The sequence below is a fragment of the Thioclava sp. FR2 genome (genome assembly GCF_051200875.1).
GTDB lineage: Bacteria > Pseudomonadota > Alphaproteobacteria > Rhodobacterales > Rhodobacteraceae > Pseudotabrizicola.
In genome coordinates this window covers 2,624,610-2,650,076 of sequence record NZ_CP195191.1, presented here as the reverse complement: position 1 = coordinate 2,650,076, position 25,467 = coordinate 2,624,610, and the positions used below count along the sequence as shown (strand labels likewise).

General features: G+C 54.9%; 19 protein-coding genes. 14 read left to right on the top strand and 5 right to left on the bottom strand.

The features are described 5' to 3' along the window. The first annotated feature begins 50 nt into the window (after positions 1-50). Positions 51-1,883, top strand: coding sequence for a heavy metal translocating P-type ATPase (locus ACSBLW_RS12840; protein WP_435260108.1), 1,833 nt, complete (start codon positions 51-53; stop codon positions 1,881-1,883). Between the two features lie 35 nt (positions 1,884-1,918). Here the strand turns inward: ACSBLW_RS12840 and ACSBLW_RS12835 are convergent, their stop codons facing one another. From ACSBLW_RS12835 to ACSBLW_RS12820, 4 genes are all read right to left on the bottom strand, one after another. Next, entirely contained in the window at positions 1,919-5,248 is a 3,330-nt protein-coding gene (locus ACSBLW_RS12835; RefSeq protein WP_435257014.1) for an efflux RND transporter permease subunit, read from the bottom strand. Positions 5,249-5,259: 11 nt separating this feature from the next. Beyond that, positions 5,260-6,444 carry an efflux RND transporter periplasmic adaptor subunit gene (locus tag ACSBLW_RS12830; RefSeq protein ID WP_435257013.1) on the bottom strand — a complete coding sequence of 395 codons (1,185 nt, stop codon included), beginning with the start codon at positions 6,442-6,444 and terminating at the stop codon, positions 5,260-5,262. Between the two features lie 4 nt (positions 6,445-6,448). Next, positions 6,449-7,090 carry a TetR/AcrR family transcriptional regulator gene (locus ACSBLW_RS12825; protein ID WP_435257012.1) on the bottom strand — a complete coding sequence of 214 codons (642 nt, stop codon included), beginning with the start codon at positions 7,088-7,090 and terminating at the stop codon, positions 6,449-6,451. A 455-nt stretch (positions 7,091-7,545) separates the two neighbouring features. Continuing rightward, on the bottom strand, positions 7,546-7,965 hold the full coding sequence (locus ACSBLW_RS12820) for a MarR family winged helix-turn-helix transcriptional regulator (protein ID WP_435257011.1): 420 nt from the start codon (positions 7,963-7,965) through the stop codon (positions 7,546-7,548). Positions 7,966-8,109: 144 nt separating this feature from the next. On the opposite strand from ACSBLW_RS12820, the gene ACSBLW_RS12815 reads away from it, so the two are divergent. The 13 genes from ACSBLW_RS12815 to ACSBLW_RS12755 all read left to right on the top strand — a co-directional run bounded on the left by ACSBLW_RS12815 (position 8,110) and on the right by ACSBLW_RS12755 (position 24,232). Next, positions 8,110-8,937: an FAD binding domain-containing protein gene (locus ACSBLW_RS12815; protein WP_435257010.1), complete on the top strand. Its 828-nt coding sequence runs from the start codon at positions 8,110-8,112 to the stop codon at positions 8,935-8,937. After that, positions 8,934-11,600, top strand: coding sequence for a molybdopterin-dependent oxidoreductase (locus tag ACSBLW_RS12810; RefSeq protein ID WP_435257009.1), 2,667 nt, complete (start codon positions 8,934-8,936; stop codon positions 11,598-11,600). Before ACSBLW_RS12815 ends, ACSBLW_RS12810 begins: the two co-directional genes overlap by 4 nt. After that, on the top strand, positions 11,597-13,048 hold the full coding sequence (locus tag ACSBLW_RS12805; protein ID WP_435257008.1) for a 6-hydroxynicotinate reductase: 1,452 nt from the start codon (positions 11,597-11,599) through the stop codon (positions 13,046-13,048). The genes ACSBLW_RS12810 and ACSBLW_RS12805 overlap by 4 nt, the downstream gene beginning before the upstream one ends. Continuing rightward, positions 13,045-13,902, top strand: a complete 858-nt coding sequence (locus ACSBLW_RS12800) for a UPF0280 family protein (protein ID WP_435257007.1) — start codon at positions 13,045-13,047, stop codon at positions 13,900-13,902. The genes ACSBLW_RS12805 and ACSBLW_RS12800 overlap by 4 nt, the downstream gene beginning before the upstream one ends. 10 nt (positions 13,903-13,912) lie before the next feature. Further along, a complete protein-coding gene (locus tag ACSBLW_RS12795) occupies positions 13,913-14,494 on the top strand; it encodes an amino acid synthesis family protein (protein ID WP_435257006.1) in 582 nt (193 codons plus the stop codon). Beyond that, a complete protein-coding gene (locus ACSBLW_RS12790) occupies positions 14,494-15,897 on the top strand; it encodes a hypothetical protein (RefSeq protein WP_435257005.1) in 1,404 nt (467 codons plus the stop codon). Before ACSBLW_RS12795 ends, ACSBLW_RS12790 begins: the two co-directional genes overlap by 1 nt. Positions 15,898-15,982: 85 nt before the next feature. Beyond that, positions 15,983-17,263 (top strand): ABC transporter substrate-binding protein, encoded by a 1,281-nt coding sequence (locus tag ACSBLW_RS12785; protein ID WP_435257004.1) that lies wholly within the window; start codon positions 15,983-15,985, stop codon positions 17,261-17,263. Between the two features lie 54 nt (positions 17,264-17,317). Continuing rightward, positions 17,318-18,196: a branched-chain amino acid ABC transporter permease gene (locus ACSBLW_RS12780; RefSeq protein WP_435257003.1), complete on the top strand. Its 879-nt coding sequence runs from the start codon at positions 17,318-17,320 to the stop codon at positions 18,194-18,196. Further along, complete coding sequence (locus ACSBLW_RS12775) at positions 18,193-19,137, top strand: branched-chain amino acid ABC transporter permease (RefSeq protein WP_435257002.1); 945 nt, start codon at positions 18,193-18,195, stop codon at positions 19,135-19,137. Before ACSBLW_RS12780 ends, ACSBLW_RS12775 begins: the two co-directional genes overlap by 4 nt. Next, positions 19,125-19,838, top strand: a complete 714-nt coding sequence (locus ACSBLW_RS12770; protein WP_435257001.1) for an ABC transporter ATP-binding protein — start codon at positions 19,125-19,127, stop codon at positions 19,836-19,838. Before ACSBLW_RS12775 ends, ACSBLW_RS12770 begins: the two co-directional genes overlap by 13 nt. Then, complete coding sequence (locus ACSBLW_RS12765; protein WP_435257000.1) at positions 19,831-20,526, top strand: ABC transporter ATP-binding protein; 696 nt, start codon at positions 19,831-19,833, stop codon at positions 20,524-20,526. Before ACSBLW_RS12770 ends, ACSBLW_RS12765 begins: the two co-directional genes overlap by 8 nt. Next, the gene (locus ACSBLW_RS12760) at positions 20,527-22,551 is read left to right on the top strand and encodes a hydantoinase/oxoprolinase family protein (protein ID WP_435256999.1); all 2,025 of its coding nucleotides are present in this window, start codon (positions 20,527-20,529) and stop codon (positions 22,549-22,551) included. After that, positions 22,541-24,232 carry a hydantoinase B/oxoprolinase family protein gene (locus ACSBLW_RS12755; protein WP_435256998.1) on the top strand — a complete coding sequence of 564 codons (1,692 nt, stop codon included), beginning with the start codon at positions 22,541-22,543 and terminating at the stop codon, positions 24,230-24,232. The genes ACSBLW_RS12760 and ACSBLW_RS12755 overlap by 11 nt, the downstream gene beginning before the upstream one ends. Before the next feature lie 51 nt (positions 24,233-24,283). Here ACSBLW_RS12755 and nagA read toward each other — a convergent pair whose 3' ends face one another. Beyond that, entirely contained in the window at positions 24,284-25,405 is a 1,122-nt protein-coding gene (nagA, locus tag ACSBLW_RS12750; protein WP_435256997.1) for an N-acetylglucosamine-6-phosphate deacetylase, read from the bottom strand. Positions 25,406-25,467 lie beyond the last annotated feature (62 nt).

The window sequence follows — 25,467 nt, the reverse complement described above, 5'->3', positions numbered from 1 at the left end:
TGACAGTCGAACCACATGACCACGGTGACACGAGTATCTGGCTGGCTCTAATGACAGCTACTGGATTGGCGGCCGCTTTGGTTGATGAATATCTGGTTGGCTCAGGGGCGATTACATTAGTGGGGCTAATCTCAGCCTATGGCGCGGGCGCAATTCCTCCTGCCATTTCAGCATTGAAAGCGCTGTTCAGCAAAGGCGAATTGGATATTGATCTCTTGATGGTAGTCGCTGCAGTAGCGGCTGCCCTGGTTGGCGCGCCAGTCGAAGGTGCCGTGCTCTTGGCTTTGTTTTCGATCTCTGGTGCGCTGGAACATCGTGCGATGGGAAAAGCGCGAAAAGCGGTCGAGGCGCTTATGCAACTCCGTCCCTCAGTAGCCGAACTCATTGACAAAAATGGGACCAGAACTGTGCCCGTGTCGGACTTAAAGCCAGGAGATCAAGTTATCCTTCGTCCAGGAGCGCGGGTTCCAGTCGATGGTCTGGTGCGAGAGGGTGAAGGTAGCATGGATGAAAGCACCATCACAGGCGAGAGTATGCCGGTCAGCAAAGCACCCGGTGCGGCGCTACATGAGGCTACGGTGAATCTGAATGCCGTGCTCATTATGGAGGTTAGACGGCGTCTTGAGGAAAGCACGGTCTCACAAATGGTGAAACTTGTCACCGAAGCCCAAGCGATGAAAGCGCCTTCAGAACAATTCAGCGCATGGTTCGGGCAGCGTTACACTTGGGCTGTCCTGATAGGGTCTGTTTTGGCCTATTTCGGCTTCCTTCTATATGACTATTCTCATGAACTTGCATTGTATCGAGCCGCAACCTTGCTTGTCGCGGCAAGCCCCTGTGCAATCGTCATATCGGTTCCAGCAGCGATTTTAAGTGCGCTTTCAGCTTCCGCCCGAGGGGGTGTCTTGTTCAAGGGCGGCGCCGCGTTGGAACGACTCGCGGAAACCCGGATATTTGCATTTGATAAAACCGGCACGCTTACAACAGGCAAGGCCGTCGTGACCGGTGTCCTCGCTCTGCACGGCTCGGCTGACGAATTACTGGCAATTGCGTCTGGGCTGGAAAAATTCTCAGAACACCCAATCGCATCGGCAATAGTTTCAGAAGCAAAATCGAGAAGTTTGACAGAAGTTGTTGTTGAACAAGTTGTGTCTACAGCCTCTGTTGGCATCGCCGGCCGAGCAGGTGAAAGATCGGTGTGGGCGGGAAATCCGCGTATAGCACTTTTGCGCGGTGCAAATGTCGGTGACTTGCGACTACGGGACGTTCAGGCAAGCGCCCAGACCCTGGTTTACGTTGGCGAAGATGAGCGACTTTTGGGCGTGATAACTGTTGCGGATGAGCCGCGTGATACGTCTGCCCGCGGGATAAGAGCACTTCGTTCAGCCGGCATTGAACGAGTAGTCATGATGACGGGCGACAGGCGCCCACTGGCCGAACTTGTCGCCAAGGAGATGAACATTTCCGAAGTTCACGCGGATCTTCTGCCCGCCGACAAGGTCCAACTTGTCGATGAGTTGGCAAATTCAGCTCCAACGGCCTTTGTGGGGGATGGCGTCAACGACGCCGCGGCACTGGCTCGCGCGGACGTGGGGATCGCCATGGGTGTAGCGGGGAGTGAAGTAGCGCTTCAGGCTGCAGATGTTGCACTGCTATCCGAAGACATGCAGCGTCTGGCCGAGGCGCACAGGCTTGCCCGTCGCACAAAGGCAGTGATCAGGCAAAATCTCGGCTTCGCTCTGACTGCAATGATTGCCTTGGTTACAGCAGGTGCGTTTTTCGAACTGCCATTGCCTTTGGCTGTTATCGGACACGAAGGCGGCACTCTGCTCGTTGTGCTCAACAGTCTACGACTCTTGTGGGATCCAATCCGAGCATCTTAACGGAAAAGGGCGACCCAAAGGCCGCCCTTTTCAAATCATTCGGCCGCCGCGAGAGACGGAGGCTTTCGGCCCGAAGCCACCGCGTCAAGACGATCACGAAGTCCGCGTTGCTCAGCATCAAGTAGTGCAATTCGCTCGGCCAAGACCTCGGCAGGCGGGCTTTCTGGCTCGGCCTCCTTCTTCCCAATGAAGCGGCCAAAGATCCAAACCAACGCGCGGCTCAGGTCGTCCATGATCAAATAGAAGGATGGGACAACCACAAGACTAAGTACGGTTGAAACAATGATACCACCAGTCACGGCGATTGCCATTGGGGCCCGGAATGTACCGCCTTCGCCAACGCCCAAGGCCGACGGCAACATACCAGCAGACATTGCAATCGAGGTCATGACGATCGGTCTTGCCCGTTTGTGGCCTGCTTCAACTATTGCCTGCACACGAGACATACCGCGTGCCCGCATTTCGATCGCAAAATCGACAAGCAGAATTGCGTTCTTTGTCACAATTCCCATCAGCATCAAGAGCCCAATCATGACTGGCATCGACAAGGGATTGTTTGTCATGATCAACGCCGCTGCCACGCCACCGATAGCCAATGGGAGCGAAAAGAGGATGGTGAAAGGTTGAATGATCGAGCGGAAAAGCAGGATCAACACGGTAAGAACGAGCAACAGGCCCATGATCATGGCGTTAACAAAGCTTGATACCAATTCGACTTGAATTTCTGCATCGCCGCCCGGTTTGACCTGTACAGAAGGTGGCAGGTCAAGTGTGGCGATGATTTCATCGAAGCGGTTCGTTGCCAGATCGAGTGGAACCCCTACGGGCAGGTCCGCGCCCACCGTTGCCACGCGCTGCCGATTTAAACGCTTAACTGTTGCGGGGCCCTGTGAAATCGTAAGATCAGCTACGACCGACAAAGGCACTGCCGCACCCGAAGCTGTCGGGACCTTCAGGGCAGCAATCCGCGACAGATTTTCGCGCGTGGCATCGTCCAGCCGTACGCGAACGGGAATCAATCGGTTGTCGATTGAAAGCTTGGCCAAGGCAGCATCAGAATCTCCGATCGTTGCCACGCGAACAACAGAAGCAATGGCGGCAGTGGTGACGCCCAGTCGCGCTGCTTCTTCCGTACGGGGTTTGATCTGAATTTCAGGGCGGGGCAGAGAACTCTCTGTCGAGACGTTGATCAAGAGCGGTTTTTCCGCTTTTTCTTCTTCGCTCATAGCCCGTTCAATGATCGCGATAGCCGCGTTCAGATCATCTTCACTGGTCGACAGAATGTTATAAGAAACTGGTCTCCCGCCACCTCCGGGTCCGCCCAATTTGAACGCCAGAATATCTGGAATTGCCGACAGCCGTGCAAAGACTTCGGCTTCAATCTCGACCTGAGGACGTGTTCTGCCGTTTCCTTCGGGATGCGGGACCATCGGGCCAATAACAGGGATCTTTGCCGCAAGGTCCAAAAGCTTCTTTTCAAGCCCGTTGTCCAACCGATCGAGAACAACAACCATGTTGGCGCGCCTGATGTCCACATCACCCAATGGGGATGCGCCACCAATGACCAGAATATGGTCGATGCCGTCGATATCCGTGATTGCCTGCCGCATCGCCTCGGTCGTTCTGCTGGTATCTTCTAGAGTCGAGCCAGGGGGCAGTTCTACAGAGATCGCAAATCGGCTTTCATCATCTGGGGGAAACAGGTTACCCGGAACCTGAAGCATGAAATAGACCGAGATGATCGTCACGACTACAGCCGCGACAAGGGTCAGATAGTAGCCGGGGAACCGCCACTTCGTGAACGGAATGCGGGGTGATGCTGTCGTATGTTTGACGATCCACAGGTAGCCGCGCATGAACGGGCCTTCCTTGTGCTCATCTTCTTCCGCATCCTTTGCACGCATAAGATAGGCTGCCATCATTGGCGTGATCAGGCGCGCAACGAGCAATGAAAATAACACGGCGATTGCAACGGTTAATCCGAACTGTCGAAAATACTGGCCCGGAATGCCCGGCATAAAACTGACGGGCACAAAAACTGCAACAATGGTCATCGTTGTTGCGATAACTGCCAAACCGATTTCGTCGGCAGCCTCAATCGCCGCACGATATGGCGTTTTGCCCATCCGTATATGTCGTGCGATATTCTCGATTTCTACAATTGCATCATCGACAAGTATCCCCGTCGCCAATGTCAGCGCAAGAAAGCTGACGAGGTTCAGCGAGAACCCGATCATGTCCATGAACCAGAATGTAGGAACGGCGGACAGAGGCAATGCGACGGCCGAAATCAGCGTTGCACGCCAATTCTTAAGGAAGGCAAGCACCACCAAAACAGCGAGGATGGATCCTTCAACAAGGGTCGCCAGTGCCGCTTCGTAGTTGCCTTTCGTATAAAACACAGAGTCGTCGACAACTTCGATCTTTACGTCTGGGTTTGCAGCGCGGACCTGATCCAAAGCTGCAGTTGTGGTCTCCGCGACACTTACCTCTGACGCACCTTTTGCCCGATAAACCGAGAATACGACAAGTTGCTCACCCTCGACCGTCGAAAAAGAGCGCGGTTCTTCATATGTGTCGATGACCGTGCCCAAATCGGTCAAGCGGACCTTGGTGCCAGATGGAAGTGCGATCGACATTGCGGAAAGCTGCTCGACAGTACCTTGGTCGCCCAATGTGCGGATCGACTGTTCGCCACCGCCTAATTCGCTCCGACCCGAGCCGATATCGACGTTGGTTGCCCGGATTTGCTGGCTGACGGCCGCCGCGGTAATGCCATAGCTTCCAAGACGAACGGGATCCAGTTCTACCCTGATCTCACGATCGGCTCCGCCGTAGCGGTCAACTCGTCCAATTCCGGGGCGTCCCTGCAACGCCCGGGTCACCGTGTCATCGACGAACCATGAAAGCTCCTCCAACGTCATTTCCGGGTCGGAGACGGCAAAGGAAAGAATGGCCTGTCCCTCGACCTCTACCCTGCTTACGATCGGAGCTTCGACGTCTGCCGGTAGCTCGCCGCGAACGCGATCAATGGCATCCTTAACGTCCTGGACTGCACGGTCGGTTGTGATTTCCATCCGAAACTCGATGGCGGTAGTGGATACCCCATCGTTAACGGTTGAACTTACGTTCTTTACGCCAGTCAGGCCGGCAACTGCATCCTCGATCTCTTTGGTGATTTGCGCCTCAAGTTCGGAAGGCGCCGCGCCGGGCTGTGCTACTGTTACGGCAACAATAGGAACATCGATATTCGGAAAACGCGTGATGGGCAGGGCATTAAAGCTTTGCCAGCCCAACACCATCAAGAGAACGAACGCCAAGAGTGGCGCTACTGGATTTCGAATAGACCAAGCTGAGAAATTCATAAATCAAATCCTTAGTTCGACGCGATAACCGGATTGATCCGGTCTCCGTCTCGGACAAATGCCCCGGCCTTGGTCACCACTTGGTCCCCTGCCTTCAGTCCATCGGTGATCTCAACCCACCCCTTCTCCCGAATACCCAACTTCACAGGGATGCGGCTGACTTCACCATCGGTTACTTTCATGACCGTTGAACCATCTGCTGTTGCACCAACAGCGGTCACAGGCACGGCAAGCGTTTCGCGTTCGGCCACAAGAATTTCTGCATCGACAAACATGCCTGAACGAACACGATGAGACTCATCGACCGCGATGCGCGCCCGCCCGAGACGGGTGTTGGCATCAATTGTCGGTTCAATCAGGCGGATGGAACCCGATAGGATATCGGCTGTGCCAACCATGCGAAGTTCCGCTTTCTGGCCAACAGCAAGGCGCATCAGATCTACCTCTGCGACATCTGCTTTCAATTCCAGTGCGCCGTCCCTGATCAAGGAAAACATCGGTGCGCCAGCAGCTGATGCTACGGAACCGATGACGGCATTTCTGGCCGTAATTTCTCCAGCCACAGGTGCTTTGACCTCGGTCCTGCTCAACTGAAGTTCGACATTCGCAAGTTGAGCCTCGACCAAAGCCAACTGAGCCCGCGCAGCCTCAAGAGACTGCGTTGCTACTGTCACTCTTGCTGTTGCAGAGACTGCATTCGCATTGGCAGAGTCGGCTGCGGCTTGGGACGCCGAGCCTTGCTCGCGCAGTTTGGATGTTCTTTCAGAAACACGCTGGGCTTCTTCTGCAGAAGACTTGGCTTCAAGCATCTGGGCTTCAGCCTGTGCTATCGTCGCTTTTGCCGAAGCAAGCGATGCGAAAAACTGGCTTTTCTGCAATTCCAAAGTCGTTTTCGACAAGATTGCTAGAACTTGATCCTTTTCAACTTTGTCGCCGACATCGACCAGAAGCTGTTCGATAGGCTGACCTTCGATCAGCGGTGCGACTTGGACCATTTCGACCGGCGATATCAAGCCAGTGGCAATCACCGTGTCGCGCATCAGGCGCGGTGCAATTGCCGTCACCGTAATTGATGGCAAGCTTTGTGCCTGAACAGAGGCGGTATCATTAGTGGGGGTTGCCGCCTCGGAAAATACCGGCTGGCCCAACGAAAGTGCGGCAAAAAAAATAGCGGGAACAAACAAAACAGAACGCATCAGGTCAGCCTTTCACGGCAAGCAGGGAAATATCTTCAAGGGTTCGGTCGATGGTGCGTAGCACCAACGTTTCAAGGTTTGCGAGCTCAGGTAAATTCGGCCGCTGCATCGCACAACTTTTGACCAGCATGACGATCAAACGGGCATGGGTAGACCAGAGCGAGTAGGCTTCATCGGTTCCACACTGCGTAATATGAGCGAAAACTCGGACAAGGTGGCCGATGATTTCATCTTCCATCTTGCACGCGACTTCACAGATCTCAGGTTTTCGCAATGAAGCCGCAGTGATTTCGGCCCAAAGCTGTCCTTCTGCGCGACAGCGGGCTTCTTCGATGCGAGCCGCGATCTTGCTGCGAAATGCAGCCAGAGGGTCGTCTTCTTCCAGGATCGCAGCAAAGTCCTGCTCCATCTCAACCATGTTTTGGGCAATTAGGGCGGAGACGATGGCTGCTTTGGACGGGAAATAGCGATAAAAGTTGCCAACACTCATGCCGGCCTTGCGCGCCAAGTCTTGCATTGAAGCGCCATCAAAACCCTTTTCAGAGAATGCGGCGCGAGCACTCTCTAGGATCTCTGCCGTTCTTTGATCGGCGAGCGGAATCTCTTTGGACTGGTTCATGGGGTCGATCTGAGAATGAACGTTCATTCATCAGTTGGGCGAACCGGTAAAAAGGTCAAGAGCAAAAACAGGTTTTCTCTAATGAAAAGGCCTGAAAATTGAAAAACCGGATCACAGATCCGGCTTTTCCTAGTGAGTGGTGGCGGGGGTCGTAGTGTCAATTGATCACTAAGGATATTGCCCAGACCCAGATCGCAGCCCCAGAAAAGACAGCTGGCAGCAACCACCAGCCGGCAAGAGAGCGCTTTTTATTGAGGGTTTGATGATCGACGGGCCGTGAGACACCAAATGAGGCATTCCAACTTATCTCTGCCTTGATAGAACTCATCGCTTCGCGCCCCGTCTTTCGACTGTCTGTAGAGTAATCCTACATTCCGCGTCACGGATGTCCGAACGCGCAGTAGGATGAAATCCTACTCCTAAAGAGATGTCGAATAGACAAAGGTCTGGTTAGGATTGAGCGTGCCCTATTCGGCCACTCGTCAGCAGAGTTTCGACAAAAGCCGAAGGAGCGACACTCGTTCGTCTTGTGTGAGCGGTTCCAGTGTTTTCACAGATACAGCAGATGCAGCGGCCCGAGTTTCCGAAAACAGTGTTTTCCCCGCTTCTGACAGACCCACGGTCAAGCGCCGTTTGTCCTCTGGATCAGGAGTAATCACCACCAAGCCTTGTCGAGAAAGTCGATCAACAACACCCTTGATGGTCGCTGCATCCATCGAGGTTTCGCGGCCAAGCTGATTCTGGGATTGAGGGCCTAGCTCACTTAGTCGCGCAAGAACGGCAAACTGTGTAGTTGTCACCTGTGGAATGGCATCTGAAAAGATTGCAAGATGCCGCTGCGTAACGCGCCGCAGGATGTAGCCGACTTGTTCGTCAAGTCGATATGGATCCGATTTTTCCATTCTTCCGAATTATCCGGATGAGGTCTGTGGCGCAAGTATGATGGCAGATGCATCTGAACCGTTGACAGAAAGTAAGCTTGAGCATCAAACTGATTTGTACACAAACAAAATCACCTATCGTTGGTGGTTCGTGGGAGGTGCCACATGAACGCCTTAGCGCGTCCTCACTCTATCGAGGAAGCAGTCTCGCTCATGGCCCAAACGCCCCATCTCCTGCTGGCGGGAGGCACAGACATATTCCCTAGAGCGGGGCGCGATCTGAGTGGGCCGATCTTGGATCTAACGACCATTCCTAACCTTCGAGGGATCAGGAATGAAGGCGGACTTCGAATTGGTGCCTGTACCACATGGACCGAACTTGCCGATGCAACACTGCCCTCTTCTTGTCGTGCTCTTCAGCAGGCAGCTCGTAAAATTGGCGGCAGGCAGATTCAGAACGTTGGGACAGTCGGTGGTAACCTCTGCAATGCATCCCCAGCTGCCGATGGTGTACCACCGCTTCTTGCGCTTGATGCGACCGTAGAACTTCATGGAGCTAAAGGGCCGCGCCTTTTGCCGTTGGCAGATTTCCTTCTAGGACCACATAAGACAAGCCGGAATCCCGAAGAAATCCTTACGGCGATCTGGCTGCCGGAGGCAGCACTGATTGGTCGTTCAACATTTCTGAAACTGGGTGCGAGGGCCTACCTTGTCATCTCGATTGCTATGGTAGCGGCCCGTGTCCATGTGCAGGAAGGCACAATACGGTCTGCTGCTCTCGCTGTCGGCTCTTGCACTGCATCTGCAATTCGACTTCGCAGTTTGGAAGAGGCATTGATTGGAAAAACACCCCAATTAGCTCTCGACCTTATGAGGTCAGTTCAAATCGGAGACGCATTGTCACCAATTTCCGACGTGCGCGCGACGGCCGAATATCGGCATTGGGCCGCAGCTGATCTGGTGCGTCGTGCAGTATCTGAGGTTTTGGCATGATCCGGTTCACTCTTAACGGCAAAGAGGTTACAACTACGGCGTCTCCAACGACGCGTTTAACCGACGTTCTCAGAGGCCCCCTGGGTTTGACAGGAACCAAGGTCGGTTGCGATGCAGGCGATTGCGGCGCCTGCACAATCCTGCTTGACGGAGCACAAGTCTGTGCCTGCCTGCTACCTCTTGCTAGGGTGGATGGACATTCTGTTGAGACTGTTGAGTCTTCAAATGCGGACCTCGAAAACCTAAAGAAGTCCTTCTTGGCTCATGGGGCCGCGCAATGCGGGATTTGTACACCCGGCATGTTGATGGCGGGCGTTGATCTTCTTCGGCGCAATCCCAACCCGACTGAAAGTGAAGCTAAGGACGCAATGGGCGGGGTGCTTTGTCGATGCACGGGCTATCGCAAAATCCTGTCTGCCGTTTGCGGGGCGCCCCCCCCGAAACACGAAGATACCTCGGGTGGCGTGGGTACTTTGATGCAACGGGTCGACGGCCTAGCAAAGATTTCCGGAGATTTGTTCGGTGCTGATCAAGCTCCCGATGGATCGTTGACCGTGGTTGCTATTCGGTCGCCGTATCACCACGCAGGCTTTGAAATTGGTGATCTTGCCAGTTTTTCGAAAAGACCGGGTGTAGCTGCTGTGTTTACGGCATCGGATATTCCTGGAGTGAACGCATTTGGAACAATACCTTCATTCGCAGATCAGCCTGCGATAGCAATTGACCATGTTAGGTTCAGAGGCGAGTGCGTTGCACTTGTTGCGTTGGAACCTGGCGCATCGGTCGATATCGAGGGTTTTCCAGTCACTTGGTTTCCTCGTCCCGCCATGTTGGAGCCAAGTCAAGCAGAGGCAGAAAACGCTCCGCTCATTCACCAAAATCGTCCGGGAAACCGCCTGATCGAAGGAAAGGTTATCAAGGGCGATAGTTCTGGCGCGATGGCATCGGCTGCTTTGGTGATCGATGGAGAGATGGAAACGTCCTTCGTTGAGCATGCCTATATCGAACCTGAAGCGGGTTCTGCTTGGATGGATGGAGACACGTTGGTCATTCGTGCCTGCACGCAAGCGCCATTTATGGACCGCGATGAAACGGCACAGATTCTTGGTCTTTCGCCGGACAAAGTAAGGATCATTCCCACAGCTGTCGGCGGTGGCTTTGGTTCGAAACTGGACGTCAGTCTTCAACCGCTTATTGGGCTCGTCACGTTGCGTACCGGCCGCCCCAGCCGAATGGTCTATTCAAGAACTGAAAGCATGACATCGACGACCAAGCGGCATCCTGCAGAAATGCGGGGACGCATCGGAGTAGATGCGGATGGCCGAATATTGGCGGTAGAATTTGAAGGGCGCTTTAACACCGGTGCCTATTCCAGCTGGGGTCCAACGGTGGCAAATCGTGTCCCCGTACATGTTTCTGGGCCGTATCTGACGCCAAACATTTCCGCGCGTGCGCGTGCGATCCACACACATGGACCAGTTTCAGGTGCATTTCGTGGCTTCGGCGTACCTCAGGCCGCTCTGTGGCAGGAAACAATTTACGACAAGTTGGCCGATAGGCTCGGTATTGATCGGTTAGAGTTCCGCATTAGAAACGCCCTGCGCGACGGCGATGCGACGGCTACTGGTCAAGTGCTGGAAGGCGCAGGGATCGAGGCCTGTCTGACGGCACTCCGCCCGCATTGGCTCCGTGCCCATTCGGAATTGGTGCCTGGTCGTGGCATTGGTGTCGCGTCTTGTTGGTACGGTTGCGGCAATACGTCTTTGCCCAACCCTTCGACTATGCGTATCGGGATCTCTCGCGAAGGGCGTGTTGTGCTCCATCAGGGGGCGATGGATATTGGGCAAGGCTCGAATACCGTAATGACCCAGATCGCCGCAGAGGCTCTAGGTTTGCCGGCTGATAAGTTTGACCTTATCGGAGCAGATACCGCCTTAACCCCAGATGGTGGGAAGACGTCCGCCAGCAGGCAGACATTTGTGTCAGGAAATGCGGCAAGACTTACTGCAGAAATGCTGCGGGCTTCGATCTTGCGCGTTTCGAATGCCGGACAGGCGGCACGTTTGATACTGGAGGGCGCGACACTTTCTGTGGAAGACAACGGTCACGTTCACTGCATTGACCTGTCTATGCACCGGCCGGATCAATTTGGTTATGTCTTTACCGCCGAAGAGACATACGACCCTCCTACGACGGGGCTTGATACGAATGGCCAAGGGAAACCCTACGCACAGTACGGGTATGGCGCCCAGATGGTCGAACTTGAAGTTGACCAAGCTTTGGGAACTGTGAAGCTTCTGAAAATCACGGCCGCACATGACGTCGGTCGCGCTATCAATCCGCAGCTGGTTTCGGGGCAGATCGAGGGGGGGGTGGCCCAAGGAATTGGTCTGGCTTTGATGGAAGAGTACATACCTGGGCGAACCGAAAACTTGCACGATTACCTGATTCCAACCTTCGGTGATGTGCCACCGATTGAAAGCCTTATAATCGAAGTGCCGGATCCAGAGGGCCCGTTTGGCGCCAAAGGTTTGGGTGAACATGTCCTCATTCCAACGGCCCCGGCAATCTTGAATGCAATACGTCACGCAACTGGTGCCGAAATTGACAGGGTTCCCGCTTTGCCACACCGGGTGTTGTCGGCCATGAGGGCAAAACAATGACTGATGAGGTGCGCGCCCGTTCGGAAGACAAGATCCGTTGCGATGCATGTCCGGTCATGTGCTATATTGCCCCCGGCCAAACCGGGGCTTGCGACCGATACGCCAACGACGCGGGTAGAATTGTAAGAACCGATCCTGTCGTAATGTTGTCCCACGCACTTGAAAATGGGTCGCGGATCGTTCCGTTTGCTGTCCGAGATTGGGATGGAGATCCCTTTCCGCAGGACACTTTCATAACCGGAATCGGTTCCGGGACAACCTATCCCGACTATAAACCTGCTCCGTTCATCGTGTCATCGAACGTCGAAGGCGCTGATATGGTAACGGTAGTCACAGAGGCGATTTTTTCCTACTGCGGTGTGAAGGTTAAGATTGATACAGACCGCTTTCTTGGCCCCGAAGGTGCGACTGTTCGCGCGCAGGGGGAGCCAATAGGCCACGTGACGACCGCCGAGTACGGGAGCCAAATGTTGTCCCTCGGCGGCGTACATCACCTGACTGGCGGTTCAAAGCCAGAGGGTCGGCTGACCTGCTCCTCATTGCTTTCCCTCTGTAACGGCGAAGCCGTGGAAGTTACGATCGACGGCGGGTCGACCGTTGTCGTTCAGGCTGGTCAGGCGCCGATTGTCGATGGCAAGCCAGAGCGGCGTATGCGTGTCGGATGTGGTTCGGCCACGATTGGCATGTTTGCCAGCCAATGGGTTGGCCTCGTCGACGAGGTTGTTGTCGTGGATGACCACATCACGGGCGTTGTCAGCGAACATCAAGCTGGAAAGGTTTTGGACTGGCAGCCTACCGGGATCCGTATCAAAGGTCACCGATCAACGCCGGGCCGATACTTCCGTGTGTCCGAGCCAGGTCTTGGCTGGGGAGGGACAAAGCTTACAAATCCGCTGGAAATCCTCGGCGAATGGAACCCAAAGAAGGGCGCTAGGCCGGGTCTACGGCTTTTGATGGTGTCTACGACGGGCGAAGAATTTGCTTATTTTGAATTGGATGAGAACCTCTGTCCTCAGGAAAAGCCTCTGCCTGAACAATTGAGGCAATCAGTTTCCCTTATTGATGAAAACTGCGAACCCTCGCTGTGCACAGTGCTATTCATGGGTGGCGCTGGCGGTAGTCTTAGAGCCGGCGTGACCCAAAACCCGGTGCGATTGACGCGATCTGTCCAAACCCGCGGGACGCGGCTTACAAGCGGAGGTGCAGAAGTCTATGTTTGGCCTGGTGGGGGCATCACCTTCATGGTTGATGTGACAAAGCTCCCCAAGGGTGCGTTTGGTTACGTGCCGACTCCTGCTCTGGTCGCCCCGTTGGAGTTCACGCTTCCGGTAGCCGACTATCTTGCCATGGGCGGCCACGGTGACGAAATTCGCGGACTTGACGTAGTGCGCGATAAGGGAGGTGAGTATCCTACGTCAGCACGCATAGAGCCTTGGCCCGTGCGATGACTGAACTTCGCCCACTCGAAAGGACGGATATGTGGCAGGCCCAGATTGCACGCCTGAAAGATGGGCGGCTACACCTGCATCACGGACCTATCGACATCATCCTTCAAGCTTGGGGCAGGGCTGATGCTGTCGCTGAAGCAGAAGACTGCGCTATCAGGCGGTTTTCGTCGATTTTGGCAGAGCTAAGCGCCGAGTTGCCGTCGCTCCGCTCGGAAAACAAGATTGTTTTTGGCCCGGTGGCTCGAGCGATGGCTTCGGCAGTTGCGCCTTTCAGGCCTGACTTCATAACACCAATGGCAGCGGTGGCAGGTGCAGTCGCTGATTGGGTGCTTGGCGATTTTCGACGTGATGGAATTGATCGTGCATATGTAAATAACGGTGGGGATATAGCTCTCCACCTTTCTTCAGGTCACACATTTCGCTGTGCGATTGCAGGACAAACGGGTGCATCGGGGAATGTCACAATCGTGGCAGACAGCCCGGTTCGCGGTGTCGCCACTTCTGGCTGGGCTGGAAGAAGTTGGTCTCTTGGAATTGCAGATTCAGTCACTGTACTTGCCAAATCAGCAGCTGAGGCCGATGCGGCGGCAACAATGATCGCGAATGCTGTCGATTTGCCTGAATGTCTGGCAATCGAGCGTCGGCCCGCATGTGATATGCAAATTGACAGCGATCTTGGACAAAGACTGGTAACGGTCGCAGTTCCAACATTGTCCTTCAAGGAAAAGGCCTTGGCTTTGGATCGCGGCCTGAGGGCTGCTGAAACTTATCTTAAGCTCGGCCTGATTGAAGGTGCCGCTCTTTTCCTTCAGGGTGAAAGCCGTATCACCCAAGGACTTGCTTTGGTTCACTAAGGGGAAACCAATGACTGACTTTACCGTCCGCAAGATCGTGGTTCAAATCGAAGAGATTTTCCATGAAGGCGGCCCCGTTGTGTCGCCAGCGCCAGTCCGCGGCGCAATCTACGCGATCTGTGCTAACCCATTCGCTGGTCGTTATGAGCCTGACCTGCAACCCGCGATGGACAAGCTTAAGCCACTTGCACTTCAATTGACCGACCGACTTGTTGCCGCCTTGGGCGGACGAGACGGAATTGATGCGTACGGCAAAGGCGCGATCGTCGGTGAAAACGGTGAAGCCGAGCACGGAGCGATCTGGCATGTCTCGGGCGGCTACGGGATGCGTGAACGTCTTGGCGAATGCCGTGCCATCGTCCCTTCGGCGATGAAGGTCGGCGGTTTGGGTACAACGCTCGACATTCCACTTGGCCATTTGAACGCAGCCTATGTGCGGTCCCGATTTGATGTGATTACGGTAGCCTGTGAAGACGGACCCAGAGCGAACGAGGTTCTATTTGCCCTTGCAATGGCAAGGGGCGGGCGCGTTCACAGCCGGATGGGTGGCCTTGAACTTGATCAGGTCAAAGGTCTGGACGGGCTGCGCTGATGGCAAATTGCGGCGCATCTTCCTTGAAGGAACTGCGCCAGCCTGCTGAAAGGCTTTGCTTTCAACTTGCCCTCTTGCTTTTGCTGCCCTCTGCGGCTTTTTCCTGTGCGCTACCTCCAAGCGTCATCCTGACCTTGCCGACCGGTTATTACATTTTGGGTGGTGCCTTAACGGTTTTGCTGACCGCCGTGATGGGCGCTTCACTTTCGAAATTGCCTGAAATGCGCGCTGTCACTTTGGCAGAACGTGCTATCTGGGTTCCAGTCACCGTTGCTTCCTACATTTCGTTTCTAGCCTTCATCGCGCTGTTGCTGATCGGGTTTTTCGGCGCGCGCGACCCTATGCACAACCTTCTGACCCTGGTCTTTTGGACGGTGATCTGGGTGGCCGTTCCTTTAGCCTCTATGATCTTTGGCAATCTTTGGCGCTCCATCAATCCTTGGACTGCGCCAGTCCGCCTAACCCGCACAGCATTTGGGCGCACCAATTCAATCGGCTTGCACCGATTTGGGCATTGGCCCGCCGTGATTGGATTTGCCGGATTTTCATGGTTCCAGATGGTGTCTCTGTCGCCAGATGATCCCTTTGTTCTGGCAGTAGTGCTAAGTATCTATTGGGCTTTAATTCTTGTTTTGGGTGTCCTTGAAGGCGAGGAGTTCTTGGCCCAAGGCGAGTTTCTTACAGTGTTTATGACCTATCTGGCGAAGGTTTCGCCATTTTGGCTTGAACTCAATGGAACTCGAGCTTCATTGCGCCTCGGATGGCCGGGGACGCAGGTGCTTTCACTTCCTGCGCTTACGATCTCGGCAATGGCCTTCGTGACGATCGCCTTGGCTTCGCTGACGTTTGATGGTTTGAAAGACACCTTCTGGTGGCAGGGTCTTATCGGTGAAAATCCGCTGGAGCCGACGGGACGATCGGCGGTGGTCGTTGAAAACACGACCGGCCTCTTTGTTGTTTGGGTTCTGACCTGCTTCAGCATCTACCTCGTTCATCTGATGGGATCATGGTTGGCAGGTGGTAACCTGAAAGCTGGCCCGGTTATGCTGTCTTTTCTGGCGATTGCGGCTGGCTATCACGCAGCACATTACCTGATCACCTTGCTTACGACCGGTCAGTACACATTGGCCGCTTTGAATGACCCCTTGTTCCGGGGCGACAGCGTCTTGGGCCTGCCTGCACTCTACGTCTCTTTTGGATTTCTAAGTGACCAGCGCCTAATGACCCTGATTTACGCTGCCCAATTCTTCACCATTCTCGGCGCGCATGTTCTGGCAGTTTTCCTGTCCTTACGGCTGGTTGGCAGAAATCTTCCAATTGCCGCACATCTTCCCATGACGGTTTTGATGGTTGCCTATACGGTCTTGGGTCTGTGGCTGCTTTCAACAGCCCGAAGCGGGTAGAAAAACGTGGACTTTTTGTTTGTATACCTACAATCTTGACTCAGGAGGCGCCTCAAAGAAGCGCCTCGCAACAGTGGAGAGACAGATGACGACCAATTTGACTGGCTTTGCGCCGTCCCGGCGCAGTCTTCTCAAGGCGGCCGGTGCGGGTCTTGTGACCAGCGCCTTTGCCGCCCCGGTCTGGGCGCAATCCGCCCCGATCAAGCTTGGCTTTCAATTGCACCGTACCGGAATTGGTGCGGCCTATGGCCGTTGGTACGAACGTACGGCACAGGCAGCGCTCAAAGCCGTGAATGAGGCCGGCGGCATTAACGGTCGCCCGGTCGAAATTGTGTTCGAAGATGATGGCACGGACCCCAAGCGCGGCGCCGAGGTGGTCGAAAAGCTGACAAGCCAGCATGGCTGCGACCTGATTTTTGGACCGCTCTTTTCACACGTTGTCATTGGGTCTGCCCCTCGCGCTGGTGAACTGAAGGTGCCTTATCTTGTTTGCTCAGAAGGCTATCACGTCGCATCGGGTATGCTGAACCGTTGGACCATGCAGCCCGGCATCACTGATGTTCGTGCGCAGGTATCGTCGATGGCACCTTGGGTGCTGGGTAATCTTGGGAAAAAGGTCACCATGGTGTTCCCGGACTATGCCTTCGGCCATGATCACCGCGACTTCTTTACAGCCGCCGTTCAGGCAAATGGTGGCGAAGTCATTGCCCAGATCGCCATTCCGCCAACGGAAACCAGTTTCACCCGCTATCTTCCTCAAATTCCGGCCGATACGGAAGTTCTCTATCACGTCATGGTTGGCCCGGCCGTTCTGACCTTTGTCAAGGAATTGGGCGAATTCTACGGTTCTGGCACACGCCCTGAAATCTTTGGTTTTATCGACTCTCTTGAAGCAGTCGATACCGCCTCACCGGGCCTTGAGTTCCTAGAAGGCACCCATTTCTGGGAAGGTCACTGCCGGGTAAAGCAGGCCGATGCATCCGAAGCTGAAACCGCCTATCGCGCGGCTGTTGGCGTTGATGACAATGGCGCCAGCACCAGCGACGCGAAAGATGTGGCGACCTACGCCCATATGTTCAGTGTCTGGGAAACCTTGCATGTCATCAAAGCCGGAATGGAAGCTGCGGGTTACCAAGGCACTGGCGACCGACAGAAATTTGTCGAGGCTGTTGAGGCCATGACCGATATGCCAGCAAGCCTTGCACATGTGCAGGGTGACAAGAAGTTCAACGGCAAGACCCACCAAGTCTTCGGGCATCAGTTTATCTCAAAGATCGAGGGTGGCAAGCTGACGAAGGTTCACACCACAAGCCTTGAAGACGGCATGTACGAGGACGCGGTGGATTATACCGCCCAATCGTTCTGATCTGAAACCCGGGGCGCGACAATTGTCGCGCCCTATTTATGTGCGGATCTCAGCTTGGCCTTTGGACCCTTTCTTCTTCTTGCCTTGCTTGAAGGCACCACTATGGCGGCCGTGCTGGCATTAACTGCTGTTGGCCTTTCTTTGGTCTTCGGTGTTATGCGCGTTGTCAACGTTGCACATGGAGAGTTCTTCATGCTGGGCGCTGTTGTGGCCTGGTTCGTGACGTATCACCTTCCTGTGCCCCCCGCAGTCGCCTGGATGGCCGCTCTTTTAATCGCACCATTGATCGTTGGGGTGTTGGCCGCAGTGGCTGACATGACAATCCTCAAGCGTTTGAAATACGATCCGGAAGCGACAATCGTTGCCACGATTGGCCTTCTTTACATTCTGCAACAGGCCGCATTGACCTTTTACGGCCCCGATGCACGACCCGTGCCCGCTCCTTTCAACTGGCGTATTCAGCTGCCTTGGTTCGGCTATTCAGGCTACAAGCTTTTTGTCGTTGCAGCTGCGGCGCTAATCCTTCTGGGGGTCTGGCTTTTTATGACCCGAACAAAGGCCGGCTTGATCATGCGGGCGACACAAATTGACAGCGAAACTGCCCGCGCTTTCGGGATCAATGTGGATGTGGTTTACGCTGGTACATTTGGTCTTGGGGCCGCTCTTGCCGCGATGGCGGCGGTACTGATCGTTCCGATCCAGCAGGCCCATTACCTTATGGGGCACGACCCGCTTCTTCTGTCCTTTATCGTCGTGATCATTGGCGGACTTGGTTCGATTAGGGGTACGGTGATTGCCGCTTTGCTGATTGGCCTTTCAGACGGCGTCATCTCAATGTTTTATGCACCGACACTGGCAAAAATCATCGCTACCCTACTTGTCGCTATGATTCTGGTTTTCCGCCCGCAAGGCTTGTTCGGAGCCAAAGCATGACGGAAACCAAAAAGATCTGGCTCTCCCATCTTGCCGTGTTGGTCGTTCTTTTCGCGGCTCAGTATATCCTTCCTCAATACCATACTACGAACCTTGCTCGGATCATGGTCATGGCGGTTTACGCTATGGGGTATAACATTGCCTTCGGCTACACGGGGCTTCTCTCGCTTGGCCATGCCCTGTTCTTTGCCCTCGGGATGTATGGAATGGGTCTGCCCATTTGGCAGTTGGAATGGTTGCCAGTTCCTGCCCTCATCTTTGGTTTGGTAGCGGGGGGCGTCGGCGCGGGTGCAGTCGGGCTTTTGGCACTTCGAACGACCGGTGTCAGTTTCATGATCGTAACGCTCATGTTCGCACAGGCTGGTTACCTGACTCTTCTCTATTTGAACACCTGGACCGGAGGGGATGAGGGCTTCGTAGTGGAACGCGCCTACCGGATGATTGGTGGGATAGATCTGGCCGCCGATGGCCCGCGTTTTATGGTGGCCCTTGGGCTTTACGGAACGGGAATGGCGCTTTGCATTTGGCTGGTCCGGTCACCGTTTGGACGGGTCATGGTTGCCATGCGTGAAAACGAAGAGCGGAGCCGGATGCTTGGTTACGATCCTTTTCGTGTAAAACTGTTGGCACTGGTAATTTCTGGTTTCTATGCCGGCTTGGCCGGAGCGGCCTATGGCATGCTCTTTGGCTATGTGGGTGCGACCTTTGCCACGATCCAATATTCAATTCTGCCAATGCTTTATGTGCTTATGGGCGGGGCGGGAACCGTACTTGGGCCGCTTCTGGGCGCCGCTTTGATGTTTTACCTCATCGACATCGCATCTGGCTTCACCGACGCGTGGCTCTTTCTCGTGGGTGTCTCTTTGGTGGCGCTAATCCTTTTTGCGCCAAAAGGGCTCTTAGGCACAATTCGGGAACGGGGGATCAAATGGCTGCCTTGATGGAGACCACTTCCCTGAGCCGCCATTTCGGTGGCCTTCGGGCCGTGGATGAGGTGAATTTCAGTCTCGAACACGGCGAAATCCATGCTCTGATCGGACCGAATGGTGCAGGAAAGACAACCTTTGTCAGTCTGCTCTCAGGGCGCGTACCGGTGCAATCCGGAACGATCACGCTTGCAGGCGAAGATATTACTTCTCTTCCCGCCCATCAGCGGGTGAAGAAGGGCATCGCCTACACCTTCCAGATTACGTCGATTTACCCAAAACTCTCGGTCTTCGACAACGTGGCCTTGGCGGTTCAATCTGCCGGTACTCGTCCTTTGCGCCAAGCGGCTATCGCGGCACTGAAACGTGTCAATCTTGGTGAATTGGAAGCCGAGCTTGCCGGCAATCTTTCATACGGGCACCAAAGGCTGCTTGAGGTGGCGATGGGTTTGGCTTTGCAGCCACGAGTTTTGATTCTGGATGAGCCGACGCAGGGTCTCGCCTCGGGTGAAATCGAAGGCTTCAAGAGATTGGTCCGCAGTCTCGTCCCTACGACGACCATTCTCTTAATCGAACATAATATGGATGTTGTGATGGATTTGGCCAATCGGATCACCGTTTTGAACTTCGGTCAGGTTTTGGCGACAGGAACGCCAGCTGAAATTCGCGCCAATCCAGCGGTTCAAGACGCCTACCTAGGTGGGCACAATGATTGAAATCACTTCCCTTACTGCGGGCTATGGCCCCGTAACCGTTTTGCGGGATCTCAACTTCACCGCACAGCCGGGTCAAATCACCTGTATCATGGGCCGAAATGGGGCGGGCAAGACGACATTGATGAAGACCATTATGGGTCTGGTTCCTGCGAGCAAAGGCAGTATCCGGCTAGATGGCATGGAGCTGACAAATTTGCCGGCTCATCAGGTTCCCCTCCGGGGCGTCGCCTATGTTCCTCAAGGTCGGCGCCTTTTCGGACCCCTGACGGTCGGTGAAAATTTGGCTGTCGGTCTGAACACCCGAAAGCGCGGAACGGACACTCGCAATTTCGTGCTTGAGCTCTTTCCACGTCTGCGTGAGCGGCTTGATCAAGTTTCCAGCACCCTCTCCGGGGGAGAGCAGCAAATGTTGGCCATTGCGAGGGCGCTGTGCCTCGAGCCTCAGGTTTTGCTTTTGGATGAGCCGACCGAGGGTTTACAGCCGTCTATGATCGCCTTGATCCGCGAAACCGTACTCAAACTGCGTGAGAGCGGGATGGCCACCATTCTGGTCGAGCAGCGTGTCGACGCGGTTCTGAAAATGGCGGACCGGGTCGCTTTCATGGCGCACGGCCGGGTGGAGGCGCATCGCGATGTGTCGACCTTGACCGCTCATTCCGAAGAATTTCAGCAGTTTGTGGGGGTCTGAATGTCGGGTCTTGTGGCCGGGGTGGATGTAGGCGGCACATTTACCGACTTGGTAATCTTTGATCCGAAAAGCGGTGGGGTCAAACTTGCGAAAGTTCCCACCAGTCTACCCAATCAAGCCTCAGGTGTTTTGAATGCTTTCGAGACCGCGGGGGCAGATCTTTCGCAAATTGATCTCATCGTTCATGGAACGACGACGACAACGAACGCTGTGCTAGAGCGTGCACTGTCCAAGACGGGTCTCATTACGACAATGGGCTTCCGTGATGTGTTCGAACTTGGTCGGCGGACCCGTCCCCACGCCTATGGCATGCACGGAACATTCACTCCAATCGTCCCGCGTGATCTGCGACTTGAGGTTTCGGAGCGCATGGATGCGCGCGGTAATGTCATCACGCCACTTGACGAAGACGACGTCGAAAAAGCGGCTCTAACATTGCGTGAAATGGGCTGTGAAAGCCTTGTGATCCACTTTCTGCATGCCTACGCAAACCCAGATCATGAAATAAGGGCAGCCTCTGCTGCGGCACGGGTTTGGCCCAACAATCATATCACTATGGGGCACGCTCTTCTTTCCGAAAGTCGGGAATATGAGCGTGGGGTGACGGCGGCAGTGAATGCCAGCGTCCAGCCGTTACTGGAACGTTATGTGGCTCGGCTTGCCGATCAACTAAAGGCCAAGGGGTATGCCAGTGAACTGCTGGTGATGAATGGCAACGGGGGCATGGTTTCGGCAAAGTCAGTGTCGAAAGAGGCAGTGAAAACCGTCATGTCTGGGCCCGCATCTGGCGTGATGGCCGCTGTTGCAACGGGTCGCCGCGCAGGGATGGCCAATCTGTTGACCTATGACATGGGGGGCACGTCGACCGATGTGGCGATGATCAAAGACGGTCGCGCTCCCGTGTCCAACGAGATTGAAGTCGAATACGCGATGCCCATCCATGTGCCGATGGTGGATGTCCGGACCGTGGGCGCGGGTGGCGGTTCGATCGCGCGCGTCGATGCGAGCGGTATCCTGCGTGTTGGACCTGAAAGCGCTGGCTCGACGCCGGGACCAATCTGTTATGGGCGCGGCGGAACGCGGGTGACCATCTCTGATGCCAATTTGATTCTTGGTCGCTTGCCTGCAGAAAGGTTTGGACAAGCGGCCGCCGCGGCGCGTCAGGCAATGGAAGATCAGGTTGCACGCCCACTTGGACTAAGTATCGAGCAAGCTGCCGAGGCCGTTTTGCGTATCGCAAATACCCATATGGCAGGGGCAATACGCATGGTTTCCATCTCGATGGGTGCCGATCCTCGCGATTTCGCGCTTTTCGCCTTTGGCGGCGCAGGTCCACTTCACGCTGTTTCGCTTGCCGCAGAACTGGCCGTTCCCAAAGTCCTGATCCCTGCGCGTCCAGGAATTACAAACGCCTTGGGTTGTGTGGTTGCTGACCTAAGGCAAGACTTTGTTCGTACCCTTAACCTCCCTCTTGATACGGCTGATATTGGGGCTGTTCATTCGATTTTGGCCGAGCAAGAAAGTGAAGGTCGGAGTCTCATCGGTCAGGAAAAGATCGCGTTGACGGGTATCCGTGCAGAATATTCGGCGGATATGCAGTTTGTGGGCCAGACACACCTGTTAAGGGTCACCCTTCCGGGACCTGCGCCAAGCAGGGAAGAAATGCAGAAACTGTTTGAAGAGGCTTATCATAAGCGTTTTCGTGTTGCCTTACCATCTATCCGGGCCAACCTTGTGAATCTGAATACCTCGGTCATTGGCACCCGACCGGAAATGGATCTATCGGCATTGATAGATGTCGACGCACGCCACGCTGAGGCAAATCCCAAAGCCTATCGTCGTGTCTGGTTCGGGGAATGGGTCGATACGCCAGTTTATTGGCGCGATCACCTTCCGCTTACCCTTACACTTACCGGGCCTGCGATTATCGAACAGATGGATACAACAATCATCATTGATCCAGGATGTTCCGTCAGTTCGGATCAAGACGGAAATTTGATTGTCGAGGTGCTGCATGGCCATTGAGCTGGACCCGATTACCCTTGCAGTCATTCAGGCTGGTCTACAGCAAGTTTGTGACGAAATGGACCTGACCTTTTCTCGGGCTGCGTTTTCGCCAGTGATTGCGGAAGCAGATGATCGTTCAGATGGAATTTACTCGGCCGCCGATGGCAGCCTGATTGCCCAAGGGTCAAAAGGACTGCCCGTCTTCGTTGGCGTGATGCAATTCTCCACGCGCACGCTGATCCAAAGAATTTCCAACGGTGAAACCGCTGCTCCAGAGCCGGGCGACATTTACATTGTGAACGACCCCTATTTGGGGGGCACACATTTGATGGACGTCCGCTTCGCAATGCCGGTGTGGCGTGAAGGCAAGATATTTTGTTGGCTTTCAAACACGGGACATTGGCCAGACACCGGGGGCGCGGTGCCGGGCGGTTTCTCTGCAAGCGCAATCAGCGCCGAACAGGAAGGCTTGCGCCTGCCGCCGGTGAAACTGTTCAAAAAGGGTATCCTAGATACGGAAATTTGGCAGATCATCTGTTCAAACATTCGGGTCAGCGAACAGCGGATCGGCGACGTTCAAGCGCAGGCTTCGGCGCTTTTGGTTGGGGCCGAGCGTTTGGCGGGGCTGATGGACCGCTATGGCGATTGCACTGTGGAACAGGCGATCGCACGGATGCGCGATCTGGCGGCCCGCCAGATGCGCGCAATGATCGACCTGATCCCCGATGGCAGCTATTCTTCTGAAGCAATTGTGGACAGTGATGGTGTCGTCAACGAGCCGCTAAAAATTGCTTTGGCCGTGACGAAAAGGGCAGGCGAGCTGTTCTTCGACTTTTCGAATTCGTCACCACCCTGCATGGGTCCGATGAACTCGGTTCGCGCAACGACCTATTCTTCGGTTTACCTCGCAATGCGTCACATTTTTCCTGATGTCCCGATCAGCGCTGGAGCGTTCGACCCGCTTTCGATCAGAGGTATCGAGGGCACCTTCCTTGATGCCGCTTATCCTCGCCCAGTCTCCGGATGTGCAGCCGAGGTCAGTCAAAGGATCGCCGAGGCGGTCTTTGCCGCCTTGATTCAGGCTTTGCCTGATCGCGTTACAGCTTCGCCCGCGGGCACAAGCGGCAATTTTGGTCTTGGCGGTCATGATCCGGTGACGGGCGCGAGTTATGTGATGTACCAGATTTCGGGCGGTGGGTATGGCGGCTTTGTCGGAGGTGATGGAATTGCCAACGGATGTTCGACCATAGGTATCTCCAAGGCACCGCCTGTCGAGATTATGGAACAAAAGTTCCCTGTGCTTTATCGGCGATATGCGCTTCATGAAGGGTCTGGCGGGGCCGGGAAATTTCGTGGAGGCTTTGGGCTTGATTACGAAATCGAGCTTCTTAGGGGGACGGCGCGCGCAAGTTTTGTGATGGACCACGGTCGGAGCGGGCCGCAGGGCGCTTTAGGCGGCAGTGACGGTGCGGTAAATCGTGTCGAAGTCATGCGAGGCGGGGAGACTTGGGTTCCGCCGCATCTTTCAAAAGCACAGGATGTCGTCTTGTCGCCGGGGGATCGTGTCAGGGTTCGAACACCTGGGGGTGGCGGGTATGGCGACCCGTCAGAGCGAGATCCATCACTTGTCGCAGAAGATGTTCGCTTGGGCAGATACAGTCCACAACAGGCGAAAGAACTTTGGAACTGGCAAGATTAGTGACGAATTTAGCCGATCAATCCAGAAAAGACGCGCTTTCACCAAGCGACCTCAGACAAATCTTTTGCCCCTGCGCCAAACTGCTTTGACTTCCAGTTCTGACGATAAGTGAACGCAGTCAGCGCGGGCATCGGTCGTGAACCGGCCTAAGTCCGATCGTCCAACAACATCTGCAGGATTGCGGGTCGCCATGGCAAGCGCTCGCTCCAAAGGCACGCCAACCTGGTCTACAAGCACTTGAATGGCGCGGGGCAGCGTCAGGTCGGCGCCTGCAAGGGTTCCATTTTCAAGTGTCAGTCTGCCTTCGCACCGCAAAATTCGGCGACCGCCAAGATCAAATGCATTTTGGTCGGTTCCTGCGGGTGCCATGGCGTCCGAGACCAAAAACACGCGCTCTGTCTTTGCGGCAAGCGCAAGAGCCATAACCTTCGGGTGAACATGGATCCCATCGGCAATCAACCCGCAGGCTATATCTGTGGTCAGGGCTGTTCCTGCCAGCCCCGGTTCTCGCCCTGCGATCTGGCTCATTGCGTTAAAGAGATGCGTTGCACAACTTGCACCGGCGTTGATGGCGTCAAGCGCCTGTTCGTGAGAGCAATCGCTATGGCCAAGACTGACAATGACACCCGCTGCACATAGCGTTTCGATTTGTTTGGTAGTCGTCGCCTCTGGTGCCAATGTAACCATCAGGCAAGGAAGAATTTGTGCCGCGCGACAAAGTCGCTCCAGATCTTCATCGGTCATAGATCGGATCAGGCTGGCTTCATGCGCGCCCTTTCTTCTTGGGTCCAGATGCGGACCTTCCAGGTGCAGTCCAAGAAATCCGGGCAAGTCTTTTGATGCGATCGCCGTGCCGATCAGCCTGCCCGTCGCCTCCGGGTTATCAGTAATGAGGGTTGGCAGCATCGAGGTCGCCCCCAAACGGGCATGGGCGTCGCAAATTGCAGCTAAATCTCGTTGCGTGGTCTGACCAGAAATCATCAATCCCGCGCCACCATTGACTTGCAGGTCAACCAAACCAGGCGCTAGAACCCCGCCCTCCAACCTTACCTCGGTCGCATTTGCGGGTACTTTATCGGCAATCCCTTCGATACGCTCTCCGTCAAGGATCAAAACGCCCGGCCTAATCGTCCAGCCATCAAAGATCTGCGCTCCGCTTAACGCTACTGGCATCCCGCTACCCTTTTACTGCTCGCGAAGTAACATGAACCCATTTTTCCCGGATACGTCTCAAT